17 protein-coding genes and 1 pseudogene are annotated in these 19,684 nt (G+C 63.9%); 8 read left to right on the top strand and 10 right to left on the bottom strand.

Annotation, left to right across the window (positions count from 1 at the left end):
• Positions 1-26: 26 nt before the first annotated feature.
• The 8 genes from D886_RS0110400 to D886_RS0110365 form a co-directional block, all read right to left on the bottom strand.
• The gene (locus D886_RS0110400) at positions 27-254 is read right to left on the bottom strand and encodes a hypothetical protein (RefSeq protein ID WP_027593874.1); all 228 of its coding nucleotides are present in this window, start codon (positions 252-254) and stop codon (positions 27-29) included.
• 76 nt (positions 255-330) lie between these two features.
• A complete protein-coding gene (locus D886_RS0110395; protein ID WP_027593873.1) occupies positions 331-1,164 on the bottom strand; it encodes an AraC family transcriptional regulator in 834 nt (277 codons plus the stop codon).
• Entirely contained in the window at positions 1,161-1,475 is a 315-nt protein-coding gene (locus D886_RS0110390) for an AzlD domain-containing protein (RefSeq protein ID WP_027593872.1), read from the bottom strand. Before D886_RS0110390 ends, D886_RS0110395 begins: the two co-directional genes overlap by 4 nt.
• Positions 1,472-2,173 carry an AzlC family ABC transporter permease gene (locus tag D886_RS0110385; protein ID WP_027593871.1) on the bottom strand — a complete coding sequence of 234 codons (702 nt, stop codon included), beginning with the start codon at positions 2,171-2,173 and terminating at the stop codon, positions 1,472-1,474. Before D886_RS0110385 ends, D886_RS0110390 begins: the two co-directional genes overlap by 4 nt.
• Before the next feature lie 90 nt (positions 2,174-2,263).
• Entirely contained in the window at positions 2,264-2,959 is a 696-nt protein-coding gene (locus D886_RS0110380) for a sel1 repeat family protein (protein ID WP_027593870.1), read from the bottom strand.
• A gap of 156 nt (positions 2,960-3,115) precedes the next feature.
• Entirely contained in the window at positions 3,116-4,210 is a 1,095-nt protein-coding gene (locus D886_RS0110375; protein WP_027593869.1) for a hypothetical protein, read from the bottom strand.
• Between the two features lie 25 nt (positions 4,211-4,235).
• Positions 4,236-4,862 (bottom strand): LysE family translocator, encoded by a 627-nt coding sequence (locus D886_RS0110370; protein ID WP_027593868.1) that lies wholly within the window; start codon positions 4,860-4,862, stop codon positions 4,236-4,238.
• Between the two features lie 2 nt (positions 4,863-4,864).
• Complete coding sequence (locus tag D886_RS0110365; protein WP_027593867.1) at positions 4,865-5,641, bottom strand: YqcI/YcgG family protein; 777 nt, start codon at positions 5,639-5,641, stop codon at positions 4,865-4,867.
• Positions 5,642-5,801: 160 nt separating this feature from the next.
• Between D886_RS0110365 and D886_RS0110360 the strand changes: the two genes are divergently transcribed.
• A complete protein-coding gene (locus tag D886_RS0110360; protein WP_027593866.1) occupies positions 5,802-6,722 on the top strand; it encodes a LysR substrate-binding domain-containing protein in 921 nt (306 codons plus the stop codon).
• Here the strand turns inward: D886_RS0110360 and D886_RS0110355 are convergent.
• Positions 6,707-7,612 (bottom strand): LysR family transcriptional regulator, encoded by a 906-nt coding sequence (locus tag D886_RS0110355; RefSeq protein WP_027593865.1) that lies wholly within the window; start codon positions 7,610-7,612, stop codon positions 6,707-6,709. The genes D886_RS0110360 and D886_RS0110355 overlap by 16 nt on opposite strands.
• Before the next feature lie 119 nt (positions 7,613-7,731).
• Here D886_RS0110355 and D886_RS0110350 point away from each other — a divergent pair, with 119 nt between their 5' ends.
• From D886_RS0110350 to D886_RS0110320, 7 genes and pseudogenes are all read left to right on the top strand, one after another.
• Positions 7,732-8,922, top strand: a complete 1,191-nt coding sequence (locus D886_RS0110350; RefSeq protein ID WP_027593864.1) for an MFS transporter — start codon at positions 7,732-7,734, stop codon at positions 8,920-8,922.
• Positions 8,923-9,146: 224 nt separating this feature from the next.
• On the top strand, positions 9,147-11,507 hold the full coding sequence (locus D886_RS0110345; RefSeq protein ID WP_027593863.1) for a DNA polymerase II: 2,361 nt from the start codon (positions 9,147-9,149) through the stop codon (positions 11,505-11,507).
• A gap of 79 nt (positions 11,508-11,586) precedes the next feature.
• The gene (locus D886_RS0110340; RefSeq protein WP_081717483.1) at positions 11,587-16,125 is read left to right on the top strand and encodes an NEL-type E3 ubiquitin ligase domain-containing protein; all 4,539 of its coding nucleotides are present in this window, start codon (positions 11,587-11,589) and stop codon (positions 16,123-16,125) included.
• 228 nt (positions 16,126-16,353) lie between these two features.
• Positions 16,354-16,914, top strand: coding sequence for a DUF4174 domain-containing protein (locus D886_RS0110335; protein WP_027593861.1), 561 nt, complete (start codon positions 16,354-16,356; stop codon positions 16,912-16,914).
• 164 nt (positions 16,915-17,078) lie between these two features.
• Positions 17,079-17,369: pseudogene (locus tag D886_RS26890) on the top strand (EF-hand domain-containing protein); the annotation flags it as partial.
• A gap of 93 nt (positions 17,370-17,462) precedes the next feature.
• Entirely contained in the window at positions 17,463-18,299 is an 837-nt protein-coding gene (locus D886_RS0110325) for a DUF692 domain-containing protein (RefSeq protein WP_027593860.1), read from the top strand.
• Positions 18,280-18,975: a DUF2063 domain-containing protein gene (locus D886_RS0110320; protein WP_027593859.1), complete on the top strand. Its 696-nt coding sequence runs from the start codon at positions 18,280-18,282 to the stop codon at positions 18,973-18,975. The genes D886_RS0110325 and D886_RS0110320 overlap by 20 nt, the downstream gene beginning before the upstream one ends.
• Before the next feature lie 53 nt (positions 18,976-19,028).
• Here the strand turns inward: D886_RS0110320 and D886_RS0110315 are convergent, their stop codons facing one another.
• A complete protein-coding gene (locus D886_RS0110315; protein WP_027593858.1) occupies positions 19,029-19,523 on the bottom strand; it encodes a DoxX family protein in 495 nt (164 codons plus the stop codon).
• Between the last annotated feature and the right edge of the window lie 161 nt (positions 19,524-19,684).

The following is a 19,684-nucleotide window of genomic DNA, read 5'->3' as shown; positions in this document are numbered from 1 at the left end:
GGCCGCGCATAGCGGCCCCAATTCATTCAGCTACGAAAACGCGGCAATGGCCTGTCGAGGGTCAGCGAGGTCAAGGTCTTGCGTACCTGGGCTTCGTCGGCCTCCAGGGCCTTTAGACTCGCGCGGATCTTGCCGGCGGCGGGCACATCGCCCTGCCGGTCGATCCAGTCGGCAATCTCCTTGCAGGCACTGCTCAGGCAGGCCTGACGCTGGTTCATCAGCGATATGAGGGTGGTGAGCTCTCTTTCGGACATGGCAGGATCCTCCAATTCAGCCCTGTCAGTGTAGCAGTGGCCAGCAAGCTTGCCTGGGGCCGGGTGTCGCAGGGCGTCAGCTTGGCAGGCAGGCGCTGCGGTATGCGCCTGGGGTTACCCCATAGGCCTGCTTGAACTGCCGGCTCAAGTGGCTCTGGTCGGCAAACCCAAGCGCAAACGCCACCTCCGAAGCCGCCTGGCCGCGTTTCAAAAACTCACGGGCACGGGCCAGGCGCCGTTGCTTGAGCCAGGCATGGGGCGGCAGGCCGGTGGCCTGGCGAAACACCCGGGCGAAGTGGAAGGGTGACAGGTTGACCGCCGCCGCCAGGGCTTCAAGCGATGGCGGGTCGGTCAGCTGACTCTCCAGCAGTTCACGGGCGCGGGCCACCGCCTGCGGCTCATGGCCGGGTGCAGCGGGTTCGGCGCATTGCCCATGGCGCTGCACCAGGGCCAGCACGGCATGGCGCCAGGCAGTCTGCTGTTCCAGGGCGCTGGCTGCGCCTTCGGATAACTGGTGCAGCTGGCTGAAGGCGAGCGCCAGGGCCGGGTCCTGGATCACACTGTCCTTGAAGGTGGGCATGCCGTGGCGGCCCAGTTCCAGCTCCTCCAGCACGCCCGTTACCCGCTCATGTTCTGGGTAGAAACCGCGGTAGCGCCAGCCGGCTTCGTGGGCCGTGGCGCCGGTGTGCAGTTCGTCGGGGTTGATCAACACCATGCTGCCCACCGGGGCCAGGTGTTCGCTGCCGCGATGCCAGAAGCGCTGGGCGCCCGACTCGATCACGGTGAACACGTAGCCTTCATGCACGTGCGGGGCGAAGCGCTGCTGGAAATACCGCGCGTGCAGCATTTCGACGTCGCCCAGCGCCGGCGCCTGCCACAGGTGCGTCTGCTCGCGCAGGGGCGTGGTCATGCCAGCCAGCTGCGCAGGAGGAAGAAGATCAACATGCTCACCAGCATGCTCAGCAACACACTGCGGGTCAACAGCACCAAGGCGACGGCCACCACCGAGCCCAGCAGATAAGGGTTGAGCAGGCTCAGGTTCAGCTGGTGGTCAGGCATGAAAATGATCGGCCCGCAGATGGCGGTGAGCATGCCCGGCACCGCGAAGCCCAGAAACTGCCGGGCATTGGAACTCAGGCGCAAGGGCAGGCGTGGTTCAAGAAACGCATAGCGATTGAGAAACACGATGGCGCCCATGGCGAAAATCAGTAACCAGGTCATGCGCGGCCTCCAAAGCACTTCTGGCAAATGAAGCCGGCGCCCATCCCGAGCAAGCCAGCGGCCACCAGGGCGGTTTCCCAGTGCCAGGCACTGAACAGGACCGAGCAGAACAGCGACACGGCCACGCACACCACCGTGGCCAGGTTGCGCACCAGTGGCGCGATCAGGGCGACGAAGGTGGCGACAATCGAGAAGTCCAGGCCCAACTGGTCGAGGTGCGGGATGTTCTGGCCAAGGACGATGCCTGCCAAGGTGAACAGGTTCCAGGCGATGTAGAAGGTCAGGCCCACGCCTAGCGCATACCAGCGATTGAACTGCTGCTGGTCATAATGGCTGGTCAGGGCAAAGAACTCGTCGGTCAGCAAAAAGCCCAGGCCCAACCGCCAGCGCAGCGGCTGGTTCGACAGCACCGGGCGCATGGACAAGCCGTACAGCAGGTGCTGCGATGTCAGCAGCAAGGTGGTGAGCAGGATCGACGCCAGGTTGGCGCCGCCCTTGAGCATGCCGATCGCCACCAGTTGTGCGGCACCGGCAAAGACGATGGCCGACAGCCCTTGGCCTTGCCAGGCGCTGAGGTTGGCCTCGATGGCCATGGAGCCGGCCAGCAGGCCCCAGGGGGCGACGGCCAGGGAAAGCGGGAGAATGGCGATGGCGCCATGAACAAAGGCTTGGCGAGCGATGTGTGGGCTGTGGGGCATGGTGGCTGCAACGCGTGTACTCGGTTGGGCAGCATGCCAGAGTGAAGCGGGCCATGGCTTGAACGATCTTGCTGGTTTGTCGACTGGCCGCTATCGATGGCTGGTCAACCAGCGCTGCGCAGTCGAGCATCCGTTGATGTCCACGGCCTTCTGCAGCAAGGCTTGGCGATGCCCTGGGTCAAGGTCGGCCAGCACCCGGTACACCTCGGCCTGGTAGTCACGCTGGCGCCCCCACTGCATGTTCAGGCCTTGCGGCTGGCTGCGGTTGCAGGCCAGTCGTGTGGTGGGCTGTGGGTAGTAGGGGGCGTATTGGGGGGCCATGCTTGGGATTGCCTCCAACGCAGCGCGATAGTCTGCGCTGGCGTTGTAGGGCGGGCACCAGGTGGCAATGGCCGGTGCCGGGGGCGCGAAGCCTTGCTTGAGGCTCGCCTCCAGCAAAGGGCAGGCAGCGTCCGGGATCTGGGCCACCGGCAGGTAGGTCATGTAGTACAGCGCCAGCCGGTACTGCGCCACGGGGTGGCCAAGCTCCACCGACTTTTTCAGCAGTGCCACGGCGGTGGGCAAGGTGTGCGCCAGGGCCTGGCCCTGGCGGGTGAGCTCCGGGTCGCTACCCACGGCAGTGCGCAGTGAGCTGGCGCCGTCGTCCTGGCTGTCGGCCTGCTCGAGCAAGGGCAGGGCCTGGCGGTAGAGCAAGTCGGCATGCGGGTCGATGCGCACGTCGAGCGCTTGCGCGGCCAGCGGCATCAAGGCGATCACCAGCGGCGACAGGGTTGCCACACGACTCACAGGCAGGCCTCGTGAGGCGGGCGGTCACGACAGGCGGCCAGTGGTTGATGCACGGCTTGGATGTTCATCACAGGTACAGGTACGCCTCGGGCGAATCGGAACGACGACGTATTCTAGCCACCCAAGGGGCCTCGCCGGAAGACCGGCGGGCAACTGTCAGACGAGCTTGATAGGCGTGACCTTGCGCTGAGCGTGTTTTTCCTGGGCCAGGCCCAGCTTGGCGGTAATGACTTTGGCCAGTGCGTTGTTGCCCAGGTCGTTGAGGTGCAGGCGGTCGACGAACAGGTCGGCGCCAAACACGGGGGAGCTGCTGAGCATGCTGTTCATGTCATAGCAGGCTACCGGGTCGGCCTGGTCTTTGATGCGGCGAAAGAAGGCTGTGTGCAAGTGGCTGTCGAAGACCCCGTCCAGCAGGCGCTCGAAGTTCGCGGGCTGCCGCGCCAGCGCCGCCAGCATGGCTTGCTCGCCCGCTGGCAAGGTTTCTCGGCACCAGGGCAGCAGCGGCTGAAGAATGAAGGTGAGGGTGGCGTGGCTGTCTGCCAGCAGCCGCTCCCACTGGCGCAGTGTACGGCCGATGCTGTCGGCCGCGCGGGCCAGGCGTTTTTCTGGGGGCGACAGCGGTTGGGCGGCTGGAGGCGCGGGAGGGGGCGCGGCCAAGGCTTGGCCGATGCGCCGCCAAAGCGATTGTCGGCGGGGGGCTGCGGCAGGCGGCATGCCGTCGCTGAAACTGTTCAAGGCTTCCTGAAAACCTGTGACGTGATGCGCCTCGCGGGGGCTGGCGAGGATTTCGTAGAGGGCCTCATGGGCTAAGGTATTGAGGCCGCTGAGCACCACCACGTGGCCGAGCTGGCCGAGGCGGTGCTGGTGAGTCAGGAACATCAGCAGCTCTTGGCCGGCATTGAGCCCGCAGCCTGCCAGGCTCAGCCAGACCTCGCCGGTCAGCATCGACAGGTGCGAAGCCACCGTGTGCTCATCGCTGCTGGCGCCGACGCCCAAGGCGGTGGAGCCCCCGACCAACAGGTTGATGCGCGGCGCCGTGCCGCGCTCGGCGGCCGAGAAGCGCTTACCGGCGCAGTGGCTGTAGCGCAGGCCGAGCGCATCGGTGTTGATGGTTCCCGAGCGGTAGCCGCTCTCGTGGATGTGCAACGCGTGTGGCGCACGGCGGCTGCCCAGTTGCAGAAAGCGCTGGTAGTCCTGTTGCAGCGGCGAAGGAAGGCCCAAAACATCTGTGCTCGTGTCGGTCGATCTCATGGGCACTCCTTGCGAGGCATCCGGCTCAGGCCGCCAGTTCCTTGAGGTTGTATAGCAGGCCGCCGGCCGCGATCAGTAGCAGGGCGACGCCCGAGGCCAGGCTGATGACGCGATTGCTGCGCTGCGAAGCGATCTTGCCGATGGCGAAGATGTACAGGCTGAGCACGGCAAAATCGATGGCCACCCACAGCAGCGACAGCACCACCATGCTCTTGCCGAACGACTCGGTGATCTGGATGAACTGAGGGAAGAAGGCGATGAAGAAGATAATGTCCTTGGGGTTGGAGATACCCACCATGAACCCTTGCAGCAGGCCGCCACGCCCAGGCCCAGGCGCTTCGTTCGCCGACTCTGAGGTGGGCGCCTGCAGGGCTTCCTTGAGGGTGCCCACGGCGATGTAGCCGATGAACAGGCAGCCCAGCAGGCTCATGCCGCTGAGCCAGGCCTTGTCGATGGCCGCGCTGGTCAGGATGATCCAGGCCGCCGCGCCAATCAGTACCAGGGACGCCCAATTGGTCCCCACGGCAGTGAACATGGCTTTGCGCGACCCGGAGGCGGCAGCGGTGTTGACGATCAGTGCCACCACTGGGCCAGGGGTGGCGATCAGTAGCAGGACAGTCAGGGCATAGGTGGCGGTGAGTGCGGTATTCACGGTCAATTCTCGATCAGTGTGTCGGCTGTTACATGGGCGTGGAACGGGCAGCGCGACGGGTTGAGCGAACCCGCCTCCTGTAGCTGGTACTGCTTCCACTCGTAGTTGTCGGCATCGCCGAACGCGCCAAGGGTGTCGGGCATGATGCCGTTGTTGTAATGCTGTACCCGCTCGCGGATGCGGGCACGGATACGCTTGCCACTTTCGGTGCTGGCGTTGGCCACTTCGTCGAAGTTTTCCCGCGGGTTGATGACGAAGGTGATGTGCGGCCCCAGGTTGCGGCTTTTCATCTGTTGGTGGCCGGGGAAGTTCATGTTGATGAACAGCGGCATGCCGGCGTAGCAGAACGACCAGCCCGTGTCGTGAGGGTCGGTCGGCATCGCCTGCGGCCAAGGATGCGGGTCGCGCGCGTGCACGCCCTGCAAAACTTTCCAGGCCAGCGCCTGTTGCTCGGCAAGGGTGTATTCGCTGGCGGTTTCGAGAAACACCACCAATGGGCTGCCGATGCGCTGCTTGAGCGGGATCGGAGTGATGGTGCGCACGTAGTCAGCCAGGCCCTGGGCGATGTCGTCGGCCAGTTGTTCGGCGCGGGCGAAGAGGATGTGGCAGGTCTCGCTGGCGACTGCCTTGCGGCCAAACAGGCAGGGGAATTCGGGGTTGGCGAGAATGCTGCGAAAATGTTGTATGGTTTTGTACGTCCAATGTTGCGTGTTCCGCACATGTTCAGCGGCCAGCTCTAGCGCATCCAGGCGATAGCAGTTTCCATAACCCGTAAACATGATTTCCCCAGGCATCTAATTAAGTAACGTTCCAGTCATATGCAGGCAGAATCGTTGGTAATCTTTATTATTTACCCGCATTTTCTGAGACAGACTTAACGTTGTAAAACGCGTGGAACTATGACCTACTATTAGTCTCACTCATGCTTCGGACGTCGCCATGTCGGAACGGATTCAGGCCTTGCACGCCCTGCGTGCTTTCGAGGTGGCCTCTCGTTATGGCTCCTTTACCCGTGCGGCGGAGGAGCTGGCGCTGACCCAAGGGGCGGTCAGCCACCACATCAAGACCCTCGAGGCCATGTTCGGCTGCGACCTGTTCGAGCGTCGTGGGCCAAAGCTGAGCCTGACCGAGCACGGGCGTTTGCTGTCACAAGAGCTCAAGGTCGGCTTCAAGATCATCGAGAACGCCTGCGCGTTGCTGCGACAGGACCGTTATGGCGTGCGTCTGAAGGCGCCATCCACGCTCACCATGCGCTGGTTGCTCAGGGCCCTGGACGGCTTCAAGAAGCTCGATGACAGCAGCAGCGTGCAACTGTCGAGCGTGTGGATGGACATCGACAGCGTGGACTTCTATTCGGAGCCCTACGACTGCGCCATCCTGCTGGCCAACGGCCGTTTCCCCGCCGATGTCGAGAGCTTCAAGCTGTTCGATGAGTGGCTGATCCCGGTGTGCCACCCCGATTACATGGCGCAAGCCCAGCCCGACCTTGCCGACCTGCGCCAATGCGAGTTCCTGCACCCGTCGCCGGACCGTCGCGACTGGCGACGCTGGCTGGCGCGGATGGACGCACTGGATATCAGCATCGACCAGGGGCAGGTGTTCGATACCCTAGACCAGGGGATTTCGGCGGCCCAGCAAGGCCTGGGCATCTCGGTGGTGGACTTGGTGCTGGCCAGCTCCGACCTGTCGGCAGGGCGGCTGGTGACGCCGTTCAAGCACGCGGTGGCCACCGGTGACGGATATTACATGACCTGGCTGAAATCCAGCCCCAAGGCCCGGCAGATGCACAAACTGCGTGACTTCCTGATCAGCCAGGTACCGCCGTTGGCCTACAAGGACATCAACTATTTGTACGGTTGAGGGCTGCCTGGGAATACCCGCTCAAGCATGAAATCGATGAACACCCGCAGTTTGGGCGGCACCTGGCGCCCCGACGGCCACAACAGGTAGAAACTGCCACGCCGCTCCATGAAACTGTCGAGTACCGTCACCAGCGTGCTGGCGGCCAGCTCGCGGCGCACGCTGAAGTCTGGCAGGCAGGTGATGCCGCGGTGGTTGAGGGCGAAGCAGATGCGTGTCTCGACGTGGTTGCACACCATCGAAATGGGGATGTCATAGCCCTGGTCGGGGTGCTCCTGACGCAGCGGCCAGGTCTCCAGCTTGCCGTTGCTGGGGAAGCGGTAGTGCAGGCAGGTGTGTGCACGCAGGTCGCGGGGGTGGGTGGGCGTGCCGCGTTCGCGCAGGTACTCGGGCGATGCCACCAGGCGATGCTGGAAGTGGCCGAGGAACTTGGCATTGAGGCGCGAATCCACAGGTTGACCGCCGCGCATCACCACATCAAAACCTTCACCGACGATATCCACCATGCGGTCGGTAAACTCCAGGTCCAGTTCAACTTCAGGGTACAACGCCATGAAGTCGGCCAGCGCCGGCATGACCAGCCCGGTGACCTGGGGCAGGCTCACACGCAGGCGACCGCGCGGGGTTTCACTGGCCTGTGACAGTGCCTGCTCGGTGGCCTCGATCTCAGCCAGGATACGGCGGCTGCGTTCAAGAAACAGCGTGCCTTCGGCCGTCAACGTGATGCTGCGTGTGCTGCGGTGGAACAGGCGCACACCCAGGCGGCTTTCCAGCCGTGCCACGCGCTTGCCCACAGCCGAAGCGCTGATGCCCAACGACTGGCCTGCAGCCACGAAACTGCGGGTTTCGGCCACCCGGTTGAAGACTACGAAGCCGCTGAGGCTGTCCATTGCGCACTCCTGATTGCGGACATGAATGTCCGGGGTGAACGGCATTGTACCCATCTTTTTCCGCAATACCCCCGGCATGCACACTGCCGGCCTCGATCACCACTTCAAGGCACCCTGCAATGTCCCAGACTTCTTCCGCACCGCTCCTGGGTGACAGCGCCGAGCGCTTACCCTTGAGCGGCCTGCTGGCCCTGGCGATGACTGGCTTCATTGCCATCCTCAGCGAAACCCTGCCTGCCGGCCTGCTGGACCAGATCGCCGGCGGCATGACGATCAGCCAGGCCATGGCCGGGCAGTGGGTCACGGCGTATGCATTGGGCTCGCTGCTGACAGCCATCCCGCTGGTGACCCTGACCCAAGGCTGGTATCGCCGCCGTGCATTACTGCTGGCGATTGGTGGCTTCGTGCTGTTCAACGGGTTGACGGCCTTGTCGTCCTCCAATGCCCTTACCCTGGTGCTGCGCTTTTTCACCGGTGCCGCAGCCGGCCTGGCTTGGGGATTGATTGCCGGCCATGCCCGGCGCATGGTGCCGGTGGCCTTGCAGGGGCGGGCGATGGCGGTGGCCATGCTCGGCCAGCCGATAGCCTTGTCCCTCGGCTTGCCCATCGGCACCTGGCTAGGGGCACTGTTGGGGTGGCGGGCCACCTTTGTCGTGGTCACTGTGGTGGCGCTGCTGCTGGTCGTCTGGGTGTTGCGCGCCGTGCCGGACTACCCGGGGCAGGCCGCCGGCAAGCGACCGGCGGCGCTGCAGGTGTTGCGCACACCTGGCGTGGCGTTGGTGCTGTTGGTGATCATGACCTGGATCCTCGGCCACAACATTCTGTATACCTACATCGTGCCGCTTCTGGGGGCGGCGGGGATGGCTGCCGAAATCGGCCAGGTGTTGATGGTGTTCGGCTTGTCGGCGCTGGCGGGCATCGGCCTGGTCGGGCTGTTGGTCGATCGCCACCTGCGCACGCTGGTGCTGCTCAGCCTGGCCGGTTTTGCCGTGGCCACGCTGGTGCTGGGGCAGGCGTCCTCGTGGGCCCTGTACCTGAGCATCGCGCTGTGGGGTGTGACCTACGGCGGCGCGCCAACACTGTTGCAGACGGCCTGCGCAGATGCAGCGGGCGAGGGCGGTGACGTGGCGCAGTCGATGCTGGTGACGGTATGGAACAGCGCCATCGCCTTGGGCGGGATTATCGGTGGGTTGCTGTTGACCGGGGCGGGCGTCGCCTGGTTTGGCCCCGTGGCGCTGGTATTGATTGGCCTGGCGTGGCTGCTGGCCTGGGCAGGGCGCCGTGGCGGGTTCAAGGCCGGCTCCCGATAGTTTCCCAGGCCTACGCGGTCGTTGTAGGAGCAGCCTTGTGCTGCGAAGAGGCCAGTACTGACCATGCAACTCTGCCAGGTTTACCGGCCTCTTCGCAGCACAAGGCTGCTCCTACAGAGGCCAAGTCGGATCTGAGGGCAAAGCCGGATATGGCAGCCCCTGGATTGCCGTGCACAGGGTAGAATCGTCACTTACAGCACAACAGACGATCAGAGGTCCACGCGGTGGAATTGCAGCAGGGCTTTGTCCTGACCCGGCATTGGCATGACACACCCGAAGGCACGTGCGTGGAGTTCTGGCTGGCGACGGACCAAGGCCCGCGCCAGCTGCGCCTGGCGCCGCAAGTCTCGGTGGCGTTCATCGCGCAGGCGCAGGCCGAACATGCCCGCGTGCTGCTGGCCAACGAGCCGGGTGTCGAGCTTAAGCCCTTGCAACTGCGCGACTTCGATCAACGCCCGGTGCTGGGCTTGTACTGCCGCCAGCATCGCCAGCTGATGCAACTGGAGCAACGCCTGCGCAACGCCGGCGTCGAGGTGTACGAAGCCGATATCCGCCCCCCCGAGCGCTACCTGATGGAGCGCTTCATCACGGCCCCGGTGCAGTTCACCGGCCAGCCAGACGCCCACGGCGTGCTCTGCGACGCCCAGCTCAAACCACTGCCAGACTACCGACCACCGCTGCGCCTGGTGTCGCTGGATATCGAAACCAGCGAGCGCGGCGCGCTGTACAGCATCGCCCTCGAAGGCTGCGGCCAGCGCCAGGTGTACATGCTCGGCCCGGCCAACGGCGACAGCAGCGCGGTGGACTTCGACCTGCAGTACTGCGACGACCCTGCCGCGCTGCTCGATTGCCTCAACCAATGGATGGCCCGGCACGACCCGGATGCGATCATCGGCTGGAACCTGGTGCAGTTCGACCTGCGCCTGTTGCACGAACATGCCAAGCACCTGCAGGTGCCTTTGGCCCTGGGCCGCAACGGCGCGCCCATGGCCTTGCGCGCTCACGCCAGCGGCGGCCACGTGTTCGCCGATGCTCCTGGGCGCTTGCTGATCGACGGCATCGAAGCCTTGCGTTCGGCAACCTGGAGCTTCCCGTCGTTCAGCCTGGAGAGCGTTGCCCAGACGCTGCTGGGGGAGGGCAAGGCGATCAGCACGCCATACCAGCGCATGGATGAAATCAACCGCATGTTCGCCGAAGACAAACCGTCGCTGGCGCGCTACAACCTCAAGGACTGCGAACTGGTCACGCGCATCTTCGCCCACACCCGGCTGCTCGAGTTCCTGCTCGAACGCGCCTCGGTCACCGGCTTGGCCGTGGACCGAAGCGGTGGCTCGGTGGCCGCGTTCTGCCATTTGTACATACCGCAGATGCACCGTTTGGGCTTTGTCGCGCCCAACCTCGGCAGCCGCCCGGACGAAGCCAGCCCCGGCGGTTTTGTCATGGACTCACGCCCTGGCCTCTACGACTCGGTGTTGGTGCTGGACTACAAGAGCCTGTACCCCTCGATCATCCGTACCTTCCTGATCGACCCGGTCGGCCTCGTCGAAGGCTTGCGTCAGCCCGACCCGCAGCACGCGGTCGAAGGTTTTCGCGGGGGGCGCTTTTCGCGCAGCCAGCACTGCCTGCCGGCCATTGTCGAGCGGGTATGGCAGGGCAGGGAGGCGGCCAAGCGCGCGGGCAACGCGCCGCTGTCGCAGGCCCTCAAAATCATCATGAATGCCTTCTACGGTGTACTGGGTTCCAGTGGCTGTCGCTTCTTCGACCCGCGCCTGGCATCGTCGATCACCATGCGCGGGCACCAGATCATGCGCCAGACCCGCGAACTGATCGAAGCCCGCGGTTTCGATGTGATCTATGGCGATACCGACTCCACCTTCGTCTGGCTCAAAGGCGCCCATGACGAGGACGCTGCTGCGCGCATTGGCCGCGAGCTGGTGGCCGAGGTCAACCTCTGGTGGCGCCGGCACTTGAGCGATTCGATGGGCCTGGAAAGTGCCCTGGAGTTGCAGTTCGAAACCCATTACCGACGCTTTCTGATGCCGACCATCCGCGGTACCGAAGAAGGCAGCAAGAAGCGCTACGCAGGGCTGGTGCAGCGCGCCGACGGCAGCGAGGAGATGGTCTACAAAGGCCTGGAGTCGGTACGCACCGACTGGTCGCCGCTGGCCCGGGAATTTCAGCAGGCGCTTTACGGGCGGATCTTCCGTGGCCAACCGTACCGCGACTATGTGCGTCAGTATGTGCAGCAGACCTTGGCCGGGGAATTCGATGAGCTGATGGTGTACCGCAAGCGCTTGCGTCGTCCGCTGGCCGATTACCAGCGTAACGTGCCGCCGCATGTGCGCGCCGCGCGCCTGGCCGATGAGTACAACAGCCGCCTTGGCCGCCCCCGGCAGTACCAGAACGGCGGCTGGATCAGCTACCTGATCACCACGGCCGGCCCTGAACCCTTGGAAAGCCTGCAGGCACCCATCGATTACGAGCATTACCTGAGCCGCCAACTGCAACCGGTGGCCGATGCCATCCTGCCCTTTGTCGGGGGTGATTTCGCGGCGTTGACCGGCCGCCAGCTACAGCTGTTCTGAGCACAGGCATTACCTATCTAGCGCCTCGACAAACCGTGGCTGCCTAGGCTGGCCTCTTTACCCACAAGAGGCTTTACGCATGGGCACTACACACTCGCCAGAGGATCAGGCTGGGGGCAATGCCGTCGTCCGCCCCGACACGCTGCAGCACGACAGCGACGCGTTTCAGGATGGTTTCATCAGCAAGCGCCTGCCCCGTTGGTTGCGACAGGCGCCCATTGACCAACTGCCTGCGATCAGCCACGCGTTGGCTAAGAGCCTTGAAAGCCGTCAGCAACTGGGCGCGTTGCTGACGCGCATCGAAGGCATCGATGGCTTCGTCGCCTCCAGGCTGGAGAAGGCGCTCAGCGAGCGTTACGGGGTTACCTACAACCTGCACCGGTTAAAGTTTCTCGAAGGGCGCCGTGAACCGGTGATCAACGCCCAGCCGGTGGGGGCTCACCTCACAGAAGTGGTGTACGACGAAAAACCACTGCTTGAGGTGGCACTGCGCAACTTTACCGCCGAACAGGCCAGCGCGGGCGGCCAGCCGGCGGGCAACCGGTTGCTGGTACCGCGCTCGGGCGCGCGCAAACCGCCCACCGCCATCGCCTTTGCTGCGCTGTGCCGCGAGCTCGACCTGGGGCAGGGCTACCAGCAGCATCTGGACAGCATTCTGAAACCGGCCAATGACGAAAAACGCATCGAGACGTTGCTGGTCGATGCCGTGCGCTACGCCATGCTGGTGGATGGCTACAAGGCCCGGCAAGACAATCTGCTGGATGCCAGCGAGCTGAAATTGCTGGTGGGCATGTGCCTCGAGGGCAAGCTGCTGCGCCTGGCAGGTGACCTGGTGGTGGCCAAGCAGCTGAAGCTGCTCGGGTATGCGCTTGAGCAGGTGGTGGTACTGGAGGTGATCGATCAAGGCCCTTTGTTCAACACCACGCGGCGTTTGCTGATGTATGTGCCGGGTGATCCGGTGGCGCCCTGGAGTGCATTCGGCAGCCTCAATGACCTCAACCGTGAACTGGGCCACCGCTTGCGCGTCAAGACGTATCAGCGATTCTTCAGCCGCTTTGTGCTCAGGCGCGACAGCCAGGCGTTCTTCGCCACGGTAACGCCCGTTTTTGATGACCTGCCGGCCTGGGCAAGTTATGACCTCGTCCCCCGTTTGCAGGCCTACCCGTCACCGCTGTTCAACAGCCTCGCACAGTCGCGTATCCGCCAGATCAAAGAGGATGCGGCAATGATCGCGGTGCCGGTGGCGCGGCTCGACCGCGGGGTCCAGCGTGCCCATGACGAGCGCCTGGCTGCCGAAGGCTGGCTGCTGCTGAACCTGGCGTCGTTTTTTGTCCCGGGCCTGGGCCTGGTCATGCTCGCGGTGACTGTCTGGGAGTTGCTGGGCGAGGTTTACCATGGCATCGAAGCCTTGCAGGCGGGTGATGCCCAGGAGGCACTCGACCATTTGACCCACGTCGCCACTGACCTTGCGGTGATTGCGGCGACAGTGGCGGGCGTTACGGTGGCGCGGCGGTTGTGGGCGCGTTCTGCTGTGGTCGATGCGATGGTGCCTGCACAGCTGGAGGACGGTAGCAGCAAGCTTTGGCAGCAGGACCTGGCACCTTACCGCAGCGTCGCGCCGGGGCCTGCGGCTACGCAGGATGCCTTGGGGATTCGACGCCACGCCGGGCAGGCCTGGATCGAAATGGACGGCCACCACTACCCTGTGGTCGACTCCGGTAGCGATGGCCAATGGCAGCTTCGCCCGCGCAGCGGCAATGGGCCTGCGCTGCGTCACAACGGTGCCGGCGCCTGGCGCGTCTGGAGCGAGCAACCTGCGCAATGGGATGACACCCACCGCATGTTCCGCCGCCTTGGCACGCCGTTGGACAGCATGACGGACGAGCAGATCGACCAGGTGCTGGGCTTTCATGACCTGGGTGCGGATCAGCTGCGGGCCCTGCATGTGTATGGGCGTGCGCCCGAGGCCGGCATGCTCGACAGCGCCGAGCGTTGCAGGATCGACCAACGGATTCGCCAGGTGATCAGCTGCTTGCGGGCGGGTGAGCCGGTCGAGGATGCCACCGTGTTGCAGCATGCCCAGCGCTTGCCGGGTGCAGCCGGTGCGTCGGACCCGCAGCTGGCCGAGCTCGCCTGGGCCCAGCGGCGCCTTTTATTGGGGCGTGTGTATGACGCTGTGCAGGTCAGCGACAGCCCGGGCAGTGCCTTGCTGCGCAACGTGTTTTCGGGCTTGCACCCGCGGGCCGCGCAGGCGCTGCTGACGGCGGCCAATGGGGATGATCGACGGCGGTTGCTGCAGACTGGCCGCGTGCCATTGAACCTGGCCGAAGCGGCCAGGGGCGCTGTGGCGACCATTCGCAAGGTCAGGGTACTTGAAGCGTTGAGCCTGGATACCCCACAGAATGCCGACTTGGCGCGTGTCGCACTGGGGCTGCTCAAGCACTTGCCTGGCACTGGCCAAGGCGTGCGTTGGCGCTTGTTCGAAGGCCATCGCGGTGGGCCGCTGCTGGCATCGACCGAGGACGGCGCGCAGGCATTCGATTTGCTGCACCACGCGGGCACGTTCCAATTGCTGGATGCTCAAGCGGTGCCGCAAGGTGAGGCGGGCGAGCTGTTCGAGGTGATGGCCGCAGCCTATTCACCGTCCCAGCGGGAGGCGATGCAGGTAGCGGAGCCCTTCGCCCATAACCTCAGGGTTGTGCTGGCGCGTGAGGCCCTACGACGTCGTGCCGAACTTGAAGGGCTGCTGGGTGTGCAGCCCCCGGGGGTGTTCCGCCCACCCCTGCGTTTGGCCGATGGCCGCCTGGGTTACCCCTTGGGTGGCCGTAACTCGGGTGGCCCAGGCAGGCCAGAGCGGGCGCTGGCGCTGGCAGCGTCGGTGCGTGACCTGTTTCCCTCGTTCAGTGACGAACAGGTGGCGACATGGACCGACAATGTGCGGCGTTCGGGGCGCCAAGTGGAAGCGGTATTGGCCCAATTGCGTGCAGAGTACAGGGTGCTGCGCAACAGCTTGGAAGGGTGGGTCGGGGAGGCCCAAGGTGCTGAGAGGGAAGACCGTACCTGCATGCGCAACACGCTGCTCGATTGCTGGCGGCGCACCACCGACGGAGGGCAAGCGCACCTCGACACCGACCACAACTACCGCATGGTCCTTTACAACATGCGGCCTGGGGAGCTGCCGGAAATGCCAGCACAGGTCAGCTTTGCTCATGTTTCCGATGTGTCACTGCTGCGCATGGAGCTGCAGGAAATTCCAGCGAGCTTCCTGCTCGCTTTCCCGCGTGCACGGTTACTGGACCTGGGGGGGAATTTGCTGACCCGCTTGCCGCAGCCGTTGCTGCAAATGCAGCACTTGCGTCAGTTGACCCTGACCAATAACCAGATCGTGTTGAACACCAGCCAGGCCGCTACGTTGGCAAGTGCCACAAGCCTCGAGTACCTCGACCTGTCCCATAACCCACTGGGTCGCGCCTTCACCTTGAATGGGCTCACCGTTCTTCGCTGGCTGAACTTGCGCAATACGGGGCTGACGCAGTTTCCGCACGGCGTGGAGAGCCGCTCAAGCCTGGTGTACATGGACATGCGCGAGAACCGCCTGACGCGGATTCCAGAGTGGTTCTATCAACTGGCACCTGGCTTTCGGCGGCGCATCAGGTTGGCCGGAAACCCGTTTGAGAACGCCGAGCTGATTCGCCTGCAGGCGGCGCTGATGGGGCCGGCCATGCCGACGGACGAGGTGTTGCTTTACGAACAACTCGAGCGTGCCCGTGCCGTTTGGGGGGATGCTGTCGGGCCGCGTTATCGGGGCCTGCTGATGGCGGCTTGGGAGTCGGTAGACATAGGGGAGCCTGCCGATCGCTTCTTTCGCGTCCTGCAGCAGTTGCTGCAGTCCGCAGATTTCCACATCAATGCTGAAGCCCTCGCCCAGCGGGTACTGGCCGTGCTGCAGGCGATGGCACGGGAGCCGGCCCTGCGCGAAGCCTTGATGGACATCGCCAACGACGAGTGGGGTTGCCAGGACGGCGCGACCTGGTGCCTCAGTAACCTTGAACTGAACGTGCTGGTGTGGCGTGCCCGGACCGATGAGCCAGGTAATACCGAGCAGGCCTTGCTTGCGTTGGGGCGGCGTTTGTGGCGCCTGGATGAGGTCGATCGGCTGGCTGTGCTGGACATCCTGAATCGCGGCGGCAACCCAGATGAAAGCGAAGTGGGGCTTGCCTATCGCCTCGGGTTGCGCGATCGCCTGAACTTGCCCATTGCAGTGGCCGACATGAGTTTTCGCCCCCTGGCAGGGGTCACTGAGGCGCACCTTGCACGGGCGCAAGCGCAAGTGCTCGAGGCAGAGACGCAGGAGGAAATCGCACGTTCACTGGTGGACCGAACGTTCTGGCAGGGGCACCTGGAACGTGCCCACCCTGAACGCTTTGCGCAAGTGGACAGGCCGTTCCGGCGCCGCCTCGATCGCGTGCTCGACGATGAGGCGTTGACCGACGAGGCCAGGCAGGCTGAGTCGGATGCGATTCTTGCCGCACAGCGCGCTGCCCGGCGCGGGTTGATGCTCGACATGACGCTGGCGGCATTGGAGGCGGGGCCTCCGGGCGCTGGCATCGACGTGTAACAACACCGCGTGTGGGGCGTAGCGCAGCCTTGCCAGCAGTGCCTTTGGGCTATGCTCAGTCAGGAGGCGGCCTTTTCGGCAAAGTCCGTCATCCTGATCTGACGCATGCCTGGAAATTGTCAGTTACTTTTCCTTCGCCACGCAGCTTTTGAAGTGGTTTAGGCTCCAGGTCGGATTTTTCTCCGTGATCTGTAGTCATTGGTTTATCGAGACATTAAGGAGATGTGTATGCTCGTCCGGTCACTGACCCTCGCTACCTTGCTCGCCGTCACCGGCCCACTGTTCGCCGCCGACAGCGACGCTCCATTGGCCAAGGAGCTGGGCAAGGCACGGCCTCTGGTGATCATTGCTCCCAGTTCTGCCGACCCGACATTACGTGGGTTGAACAAAGCCTTGGAAGACCCGGAAATTCAAAAAGCCTTCAAGGAGCGCAGCCTGGTGCTGTACAGCGTTGCCAAGATGGTCGGCAAGCGCGAGGACAAGAACCTCGAGCAGCAGACCACCATGGCCCTGATCCGCGAACTCAAGCTTGGCGCGAGCGCGGGCACCAAGGTGATTCTGGTGGGCAAGGACGGCGAACGGCACATGCTCAAGGATGACGCCACGGGCGAGCCAATCGACCCGCAGGCCATCCTCAAGGCGGTCGATGAGCTGCCGGCGAGCGAGAAGGCCGTGACTGCGCCAGAGCCTGTCGCGGCGGCACCTGAAACCAAGGGCAAGGACAGCAAACCGGCCAAACCCGTCAAACCTGCCAAGCCCGCAGCGCCGCCCAAGCCGCTGGAAGACTGACAGCCTTCACCCGCCACTGGCCGCAGGGGCGGGTGCTCTGTATCACACTGTATCCTGCAGGCCTACAGACCGATTCATGTACAAAATGCCGATTTCGGCGATACAACCCCGACACACCCACCCGGCCTAATGGCTCCACTTTCCAACCACAGTGGAGCTACACCATGACTCATGCACGCAACACTCTCGGCCTGCTCGGCGCCGCCCTGATCGGCAGCATGGCCTTTGGCAGCAGCGCGTTCGCTGTCGAGCCGCTGTCCCAGGGGTATCAACTGGCGTCGGCCAAGGTGCCTGGCGAAGGCAAATGCGGTGAAGGCAAGTGCGGTGGCAGCGGCAAGGCCACCCAGGGTGAGGGCAAGTGCGGTGGCGACAAGAAGGCCAGCCATGGCGAAGGCAAGTGCGGTGAAGGTAAATGTGGCGGCGCTGGCAAGGCAGCAGAAGCCTCGTCCAGCGAAGTGACCGGTAAGTCCTGAGTTAAACCCTTGGAATGACACAACGCCCCTCCTGCTGGTCAGGCGGGGCGTTTTGCGTGTAGTGGAGACTTATCGATGACGACCACACCCTTGCTTGTCGGCCTTGGCCTGCGCCGTGGCCTGATGGCTGAATTGCTTACGCTGGAAGACGGTGCCGTGGATTTTCTGGAGTGTGCGCCAGAAAACTGGATTGGGGTCGGAGGCGCCTATGGCAAAGGCCTGGCGCAATTGACCGAACGGTTTGCGCTGGCCTGCCATGGGCTGTCCTTGTCCTTGGGCGGCAGCCTGCCGCTGGACCGGGGTTTGCTGGACCAGACCCGGCGCTTTCTCGATCGCCATCAGGTACGCCTGTATAGCGAACACCTGAGCTATTGCAGCGATGACGGTCACCTCTACGACCTGATGCCGATCCCCTTCACGCAAGAAGCTGTGCATCACGTCGCCGCCAGGATTCGTCAGGCCCAGGACCACTTGCAGCGGCGTATCGCCGTGGAAAACATCAGCTATTACGCCGCCCCGTACCAGGCGATGAGCGAGCTGGACTTCATTCGCGCCGTGCTCGACGAGGCCGACTGCGACCTGCTTCTGGACGTCAACAATGTGTTCGTCAACGCCTGCAACCATGGCTACGATGCGCAGGCCTTCCTTCAGGGGCTGCCGCCGGCACGCGTCGTCGCCATGCATGTGGCGGGTCATTACGACGAGGCCCCGGACCTCAAGGTGGATACCCATGGCGCACCCGTGAAGGAGGATGTCTGGTCGTTGTTCTCGATGGCCTGCAAGCATTTTGGCGCACAGCCGACAACGCTCGAGCGAGACTTCAACTACCCGCCCTTGGCCGAGCTGCTCGAAGAGACTGACCGCATTCGCACGGTGCAGCGGGAGGTGTCGCATGAGCGAATTGTTGCGTGAACAGCAGTTCTCGCTGGCGCGGCATCTGCGAGATCCGCAGCGGCATGCCCCACCGCCTGGCATCGAGGCACGCCGGCTGAAGGTTTACCGTGAACTGTTCTATGGCGCCATCGAAGGCCTGCTGGCCGGCAGCTTTCCGGTGCTGCGGCAAACCTTGGGCGAGCCGCGCTGGCATGCCCGCGTGCGGGATTTTTATGCCAACTACCGCAGCCAGACACCCTTGTTCACCGAGATCGCCGAAGCGTTCATCGACTACCTCCAGGGCATCGAACTGGATGCCCCGTGGCAACTGGAGCTTGCCCACTACGAGTGGATCGAGGCCCAGCTGTACCTCAGCGATGCTGAAGACCCGGCTCATGACCCACAGGGTGACCTGCTGCAGGGGGAGCCGCTGCTGTCGTGCACGGCCAGGGTATTGGCCTACCGTTGGCCAGTTGACCGTATCGGCCCGGATTATCAACCGCAGGAGGCACCTGAACCCACCTTGCTGCTGGTCTACCGCGACGCCGGGCTGCAGGTACGCTTCGCTCGCCTGGCACCCATGGCTTACCGCTTGCTCACAGAGGTGAGGGGTACTGGGCTGGCGCGTCTGCACGCATTGGGTGGGGATCAGGAGCAAGGCTTGGCACTGCTGGAAAGCCTGCGTGCGCAAGGCATTGTCATCGGTACAGCCTGAGACAAAAAACGGGCTCGGCGCCGACTGGCCCCGAGCCCGTTGCTATTTACGCGTCATGCTCTGGCTGCGAACCGCGCGTTGAGCCAGTGGTCAAGGCTCAAGCGCCCGGCCCCCTTGAGCAGCAGTGGCAGCAGTGCCACCAGGTAGATCAGCGGCAACTTGAAGTTGCCGAAACCCTGGTCGGTGATGGCATAACCCTGCGCCAGCTCCGCCAGGCTCGACCACTGTGACGGCCAATGCACCGCAGCAATGGCCACCACAGTGATGACCATGAGCCCGGCCGAGGCCAGCCGTGTGCCCAGGCCAAGCAACAGCAGTAAAGGCAGCACCAGCTCGGCCCACATCGACAGTTGCCAGTTCAGCGCTGCGGGCAGTGCACTGAACGGGAAGGGGAAGCTGGACTGCAGGTCGCCGAACCAGTTGGTGCCGTTGTATTTTTCCAGACCAGACTCGAAAAACTCCCAGGCCAGAAACAGCCGCAGCGGCACGTCGGCGCTCCAGCTTCCGATCCGGTCAATGTGGCTGAAGGGGTGGGTAAATGCCGTCATGTTTGGACGTGTCATCGGTTTAACTCCTGGCGTGCCAATGTGTGGCCGGGAGTGTGGAGCGGTGGCGTATCGACAGTGTGTCGGCGGAGGCGACAGTGTGTATCGGACTGTAGCGATCGGTTGCGTAAGGCGGCATCGCTATCACGCGTAAGACCTGGAGG

Source organism: Pseudomonas sp. LAIL14HWK12:I7, from assembly GCF_000483465.1.
Classification (GTDB): Bacteria; Pseudomonadota; Gammaproteobacteria; order Pseudomonadales; family Pseudomonadaceae; genus Aquipseudomonas; species Aquipseudomonas kermanshahensis.
This window is presented reverse-complemented; position numbering and strand designations above follow the sequence as displayed.

Excerpts from the sequence above, each read along its gene's own strand:
- D886_RS0110400 (WP_027593874.1), bottom strand. The coding sequence starts at position 254 with ATGTCCGAAAGAGAGCTCACCACCCTCATATCGCTGATGAACCAGCGT.
- D886_RS0110395 (WP_027593873.1), bottom strand. The coding sequence starts at position 1,164 with ATGACCACGCCCCTGCGCGAGCAGACGCACCTGTGGCAGGCGCCGGCG.
- D886_RS0110390 (WP_027593872.1), bottom strand. The coding sequence starts at position 1,475 with ATGACCTGGTTACTGATTTTCGCCATGGGCGCCATCGTGTTTCTCAAT.
- D886_RS0110385 (WP_027593871.1), bottom strand. The coding sequence starts at position 2,173 with ATGCCCCACAGCCCACACATCGCTCGCCAAGCCTTTGTTCATGGCGCC.
- D886_RS0110375 (WP_027593869.1), bottom strand. The coding sequence starts at position 4,210 with ATGAGATCGACCGACACGAGCACAGATGTTTTGGGCCTTCCTTCGCCG.
- D886_RS0110365 (WP_027593867.1), bottom strand. The coding sequence starts at position 5,641 with ATGTTTACGGGTTATGGAAACTGCTATCGCCTGGATGCGCTAGAGCTG.
- D886_RS0110360 (WP_027593866.1), top strand. The coding sequence starts at position 5,802 with ATGTCGGAACGGATTCAGGCCTTGCACGCCCTGCGTGCTTTCGAGGTG.
- D886_RS0110355 (WP_027593865.1), bottom strand. The coding sequence starts at position 7,612 with ATGGACAGCCTCAGCGGCTTCGTAGTCTTCAACCGGGTGGCCGAAACC.
- D886_RS0110350 (WP_027593864.1), top strand. The coding sequence starts at position 7,732 with ATGTCCCAGACTTCTTCCGCACCGCTCCTGGGTGACAGCGCCGAGCGC.
- D886_RS0110340 (WP_081717483.1), top strand. The coding sequence starts at position 11,587 with ATGGGCACTACACACTCGCCAGAGGATCAGGCTGGGGGCAATGCCGTC.
- D886_RS0110335 (WP_027593861.1), top strand. The coding sequence starts at position 16,354 with ATGCTCGTCCGGTCACTGACCCTCGCTACCTTGCTCGCCGTCACCGGC.
- D886_RS0110325 (WP_027593860.1), top strand. The coding sequence starts at position 17,463 with ATGACGACCACACCCTTGCTTGTCGGCCTTGGCCTGCGCCGTGGCCTG.
- D886_RS0110320 (WP_027593859.1), top strand. The coding sequence starts at position 18,280 with ATGAGCGAATTGTTGCGTGAACAGCAGTTCTCGCTGGCGCGGCATCTG.
- D886_RS0110315 (WP_027593858.1), bottom strand. The coding sequence starts at position 19,523 with ATGACGGCATTTACCCACCCCTTCAGCCACATTGACCGGATCGGAAGC.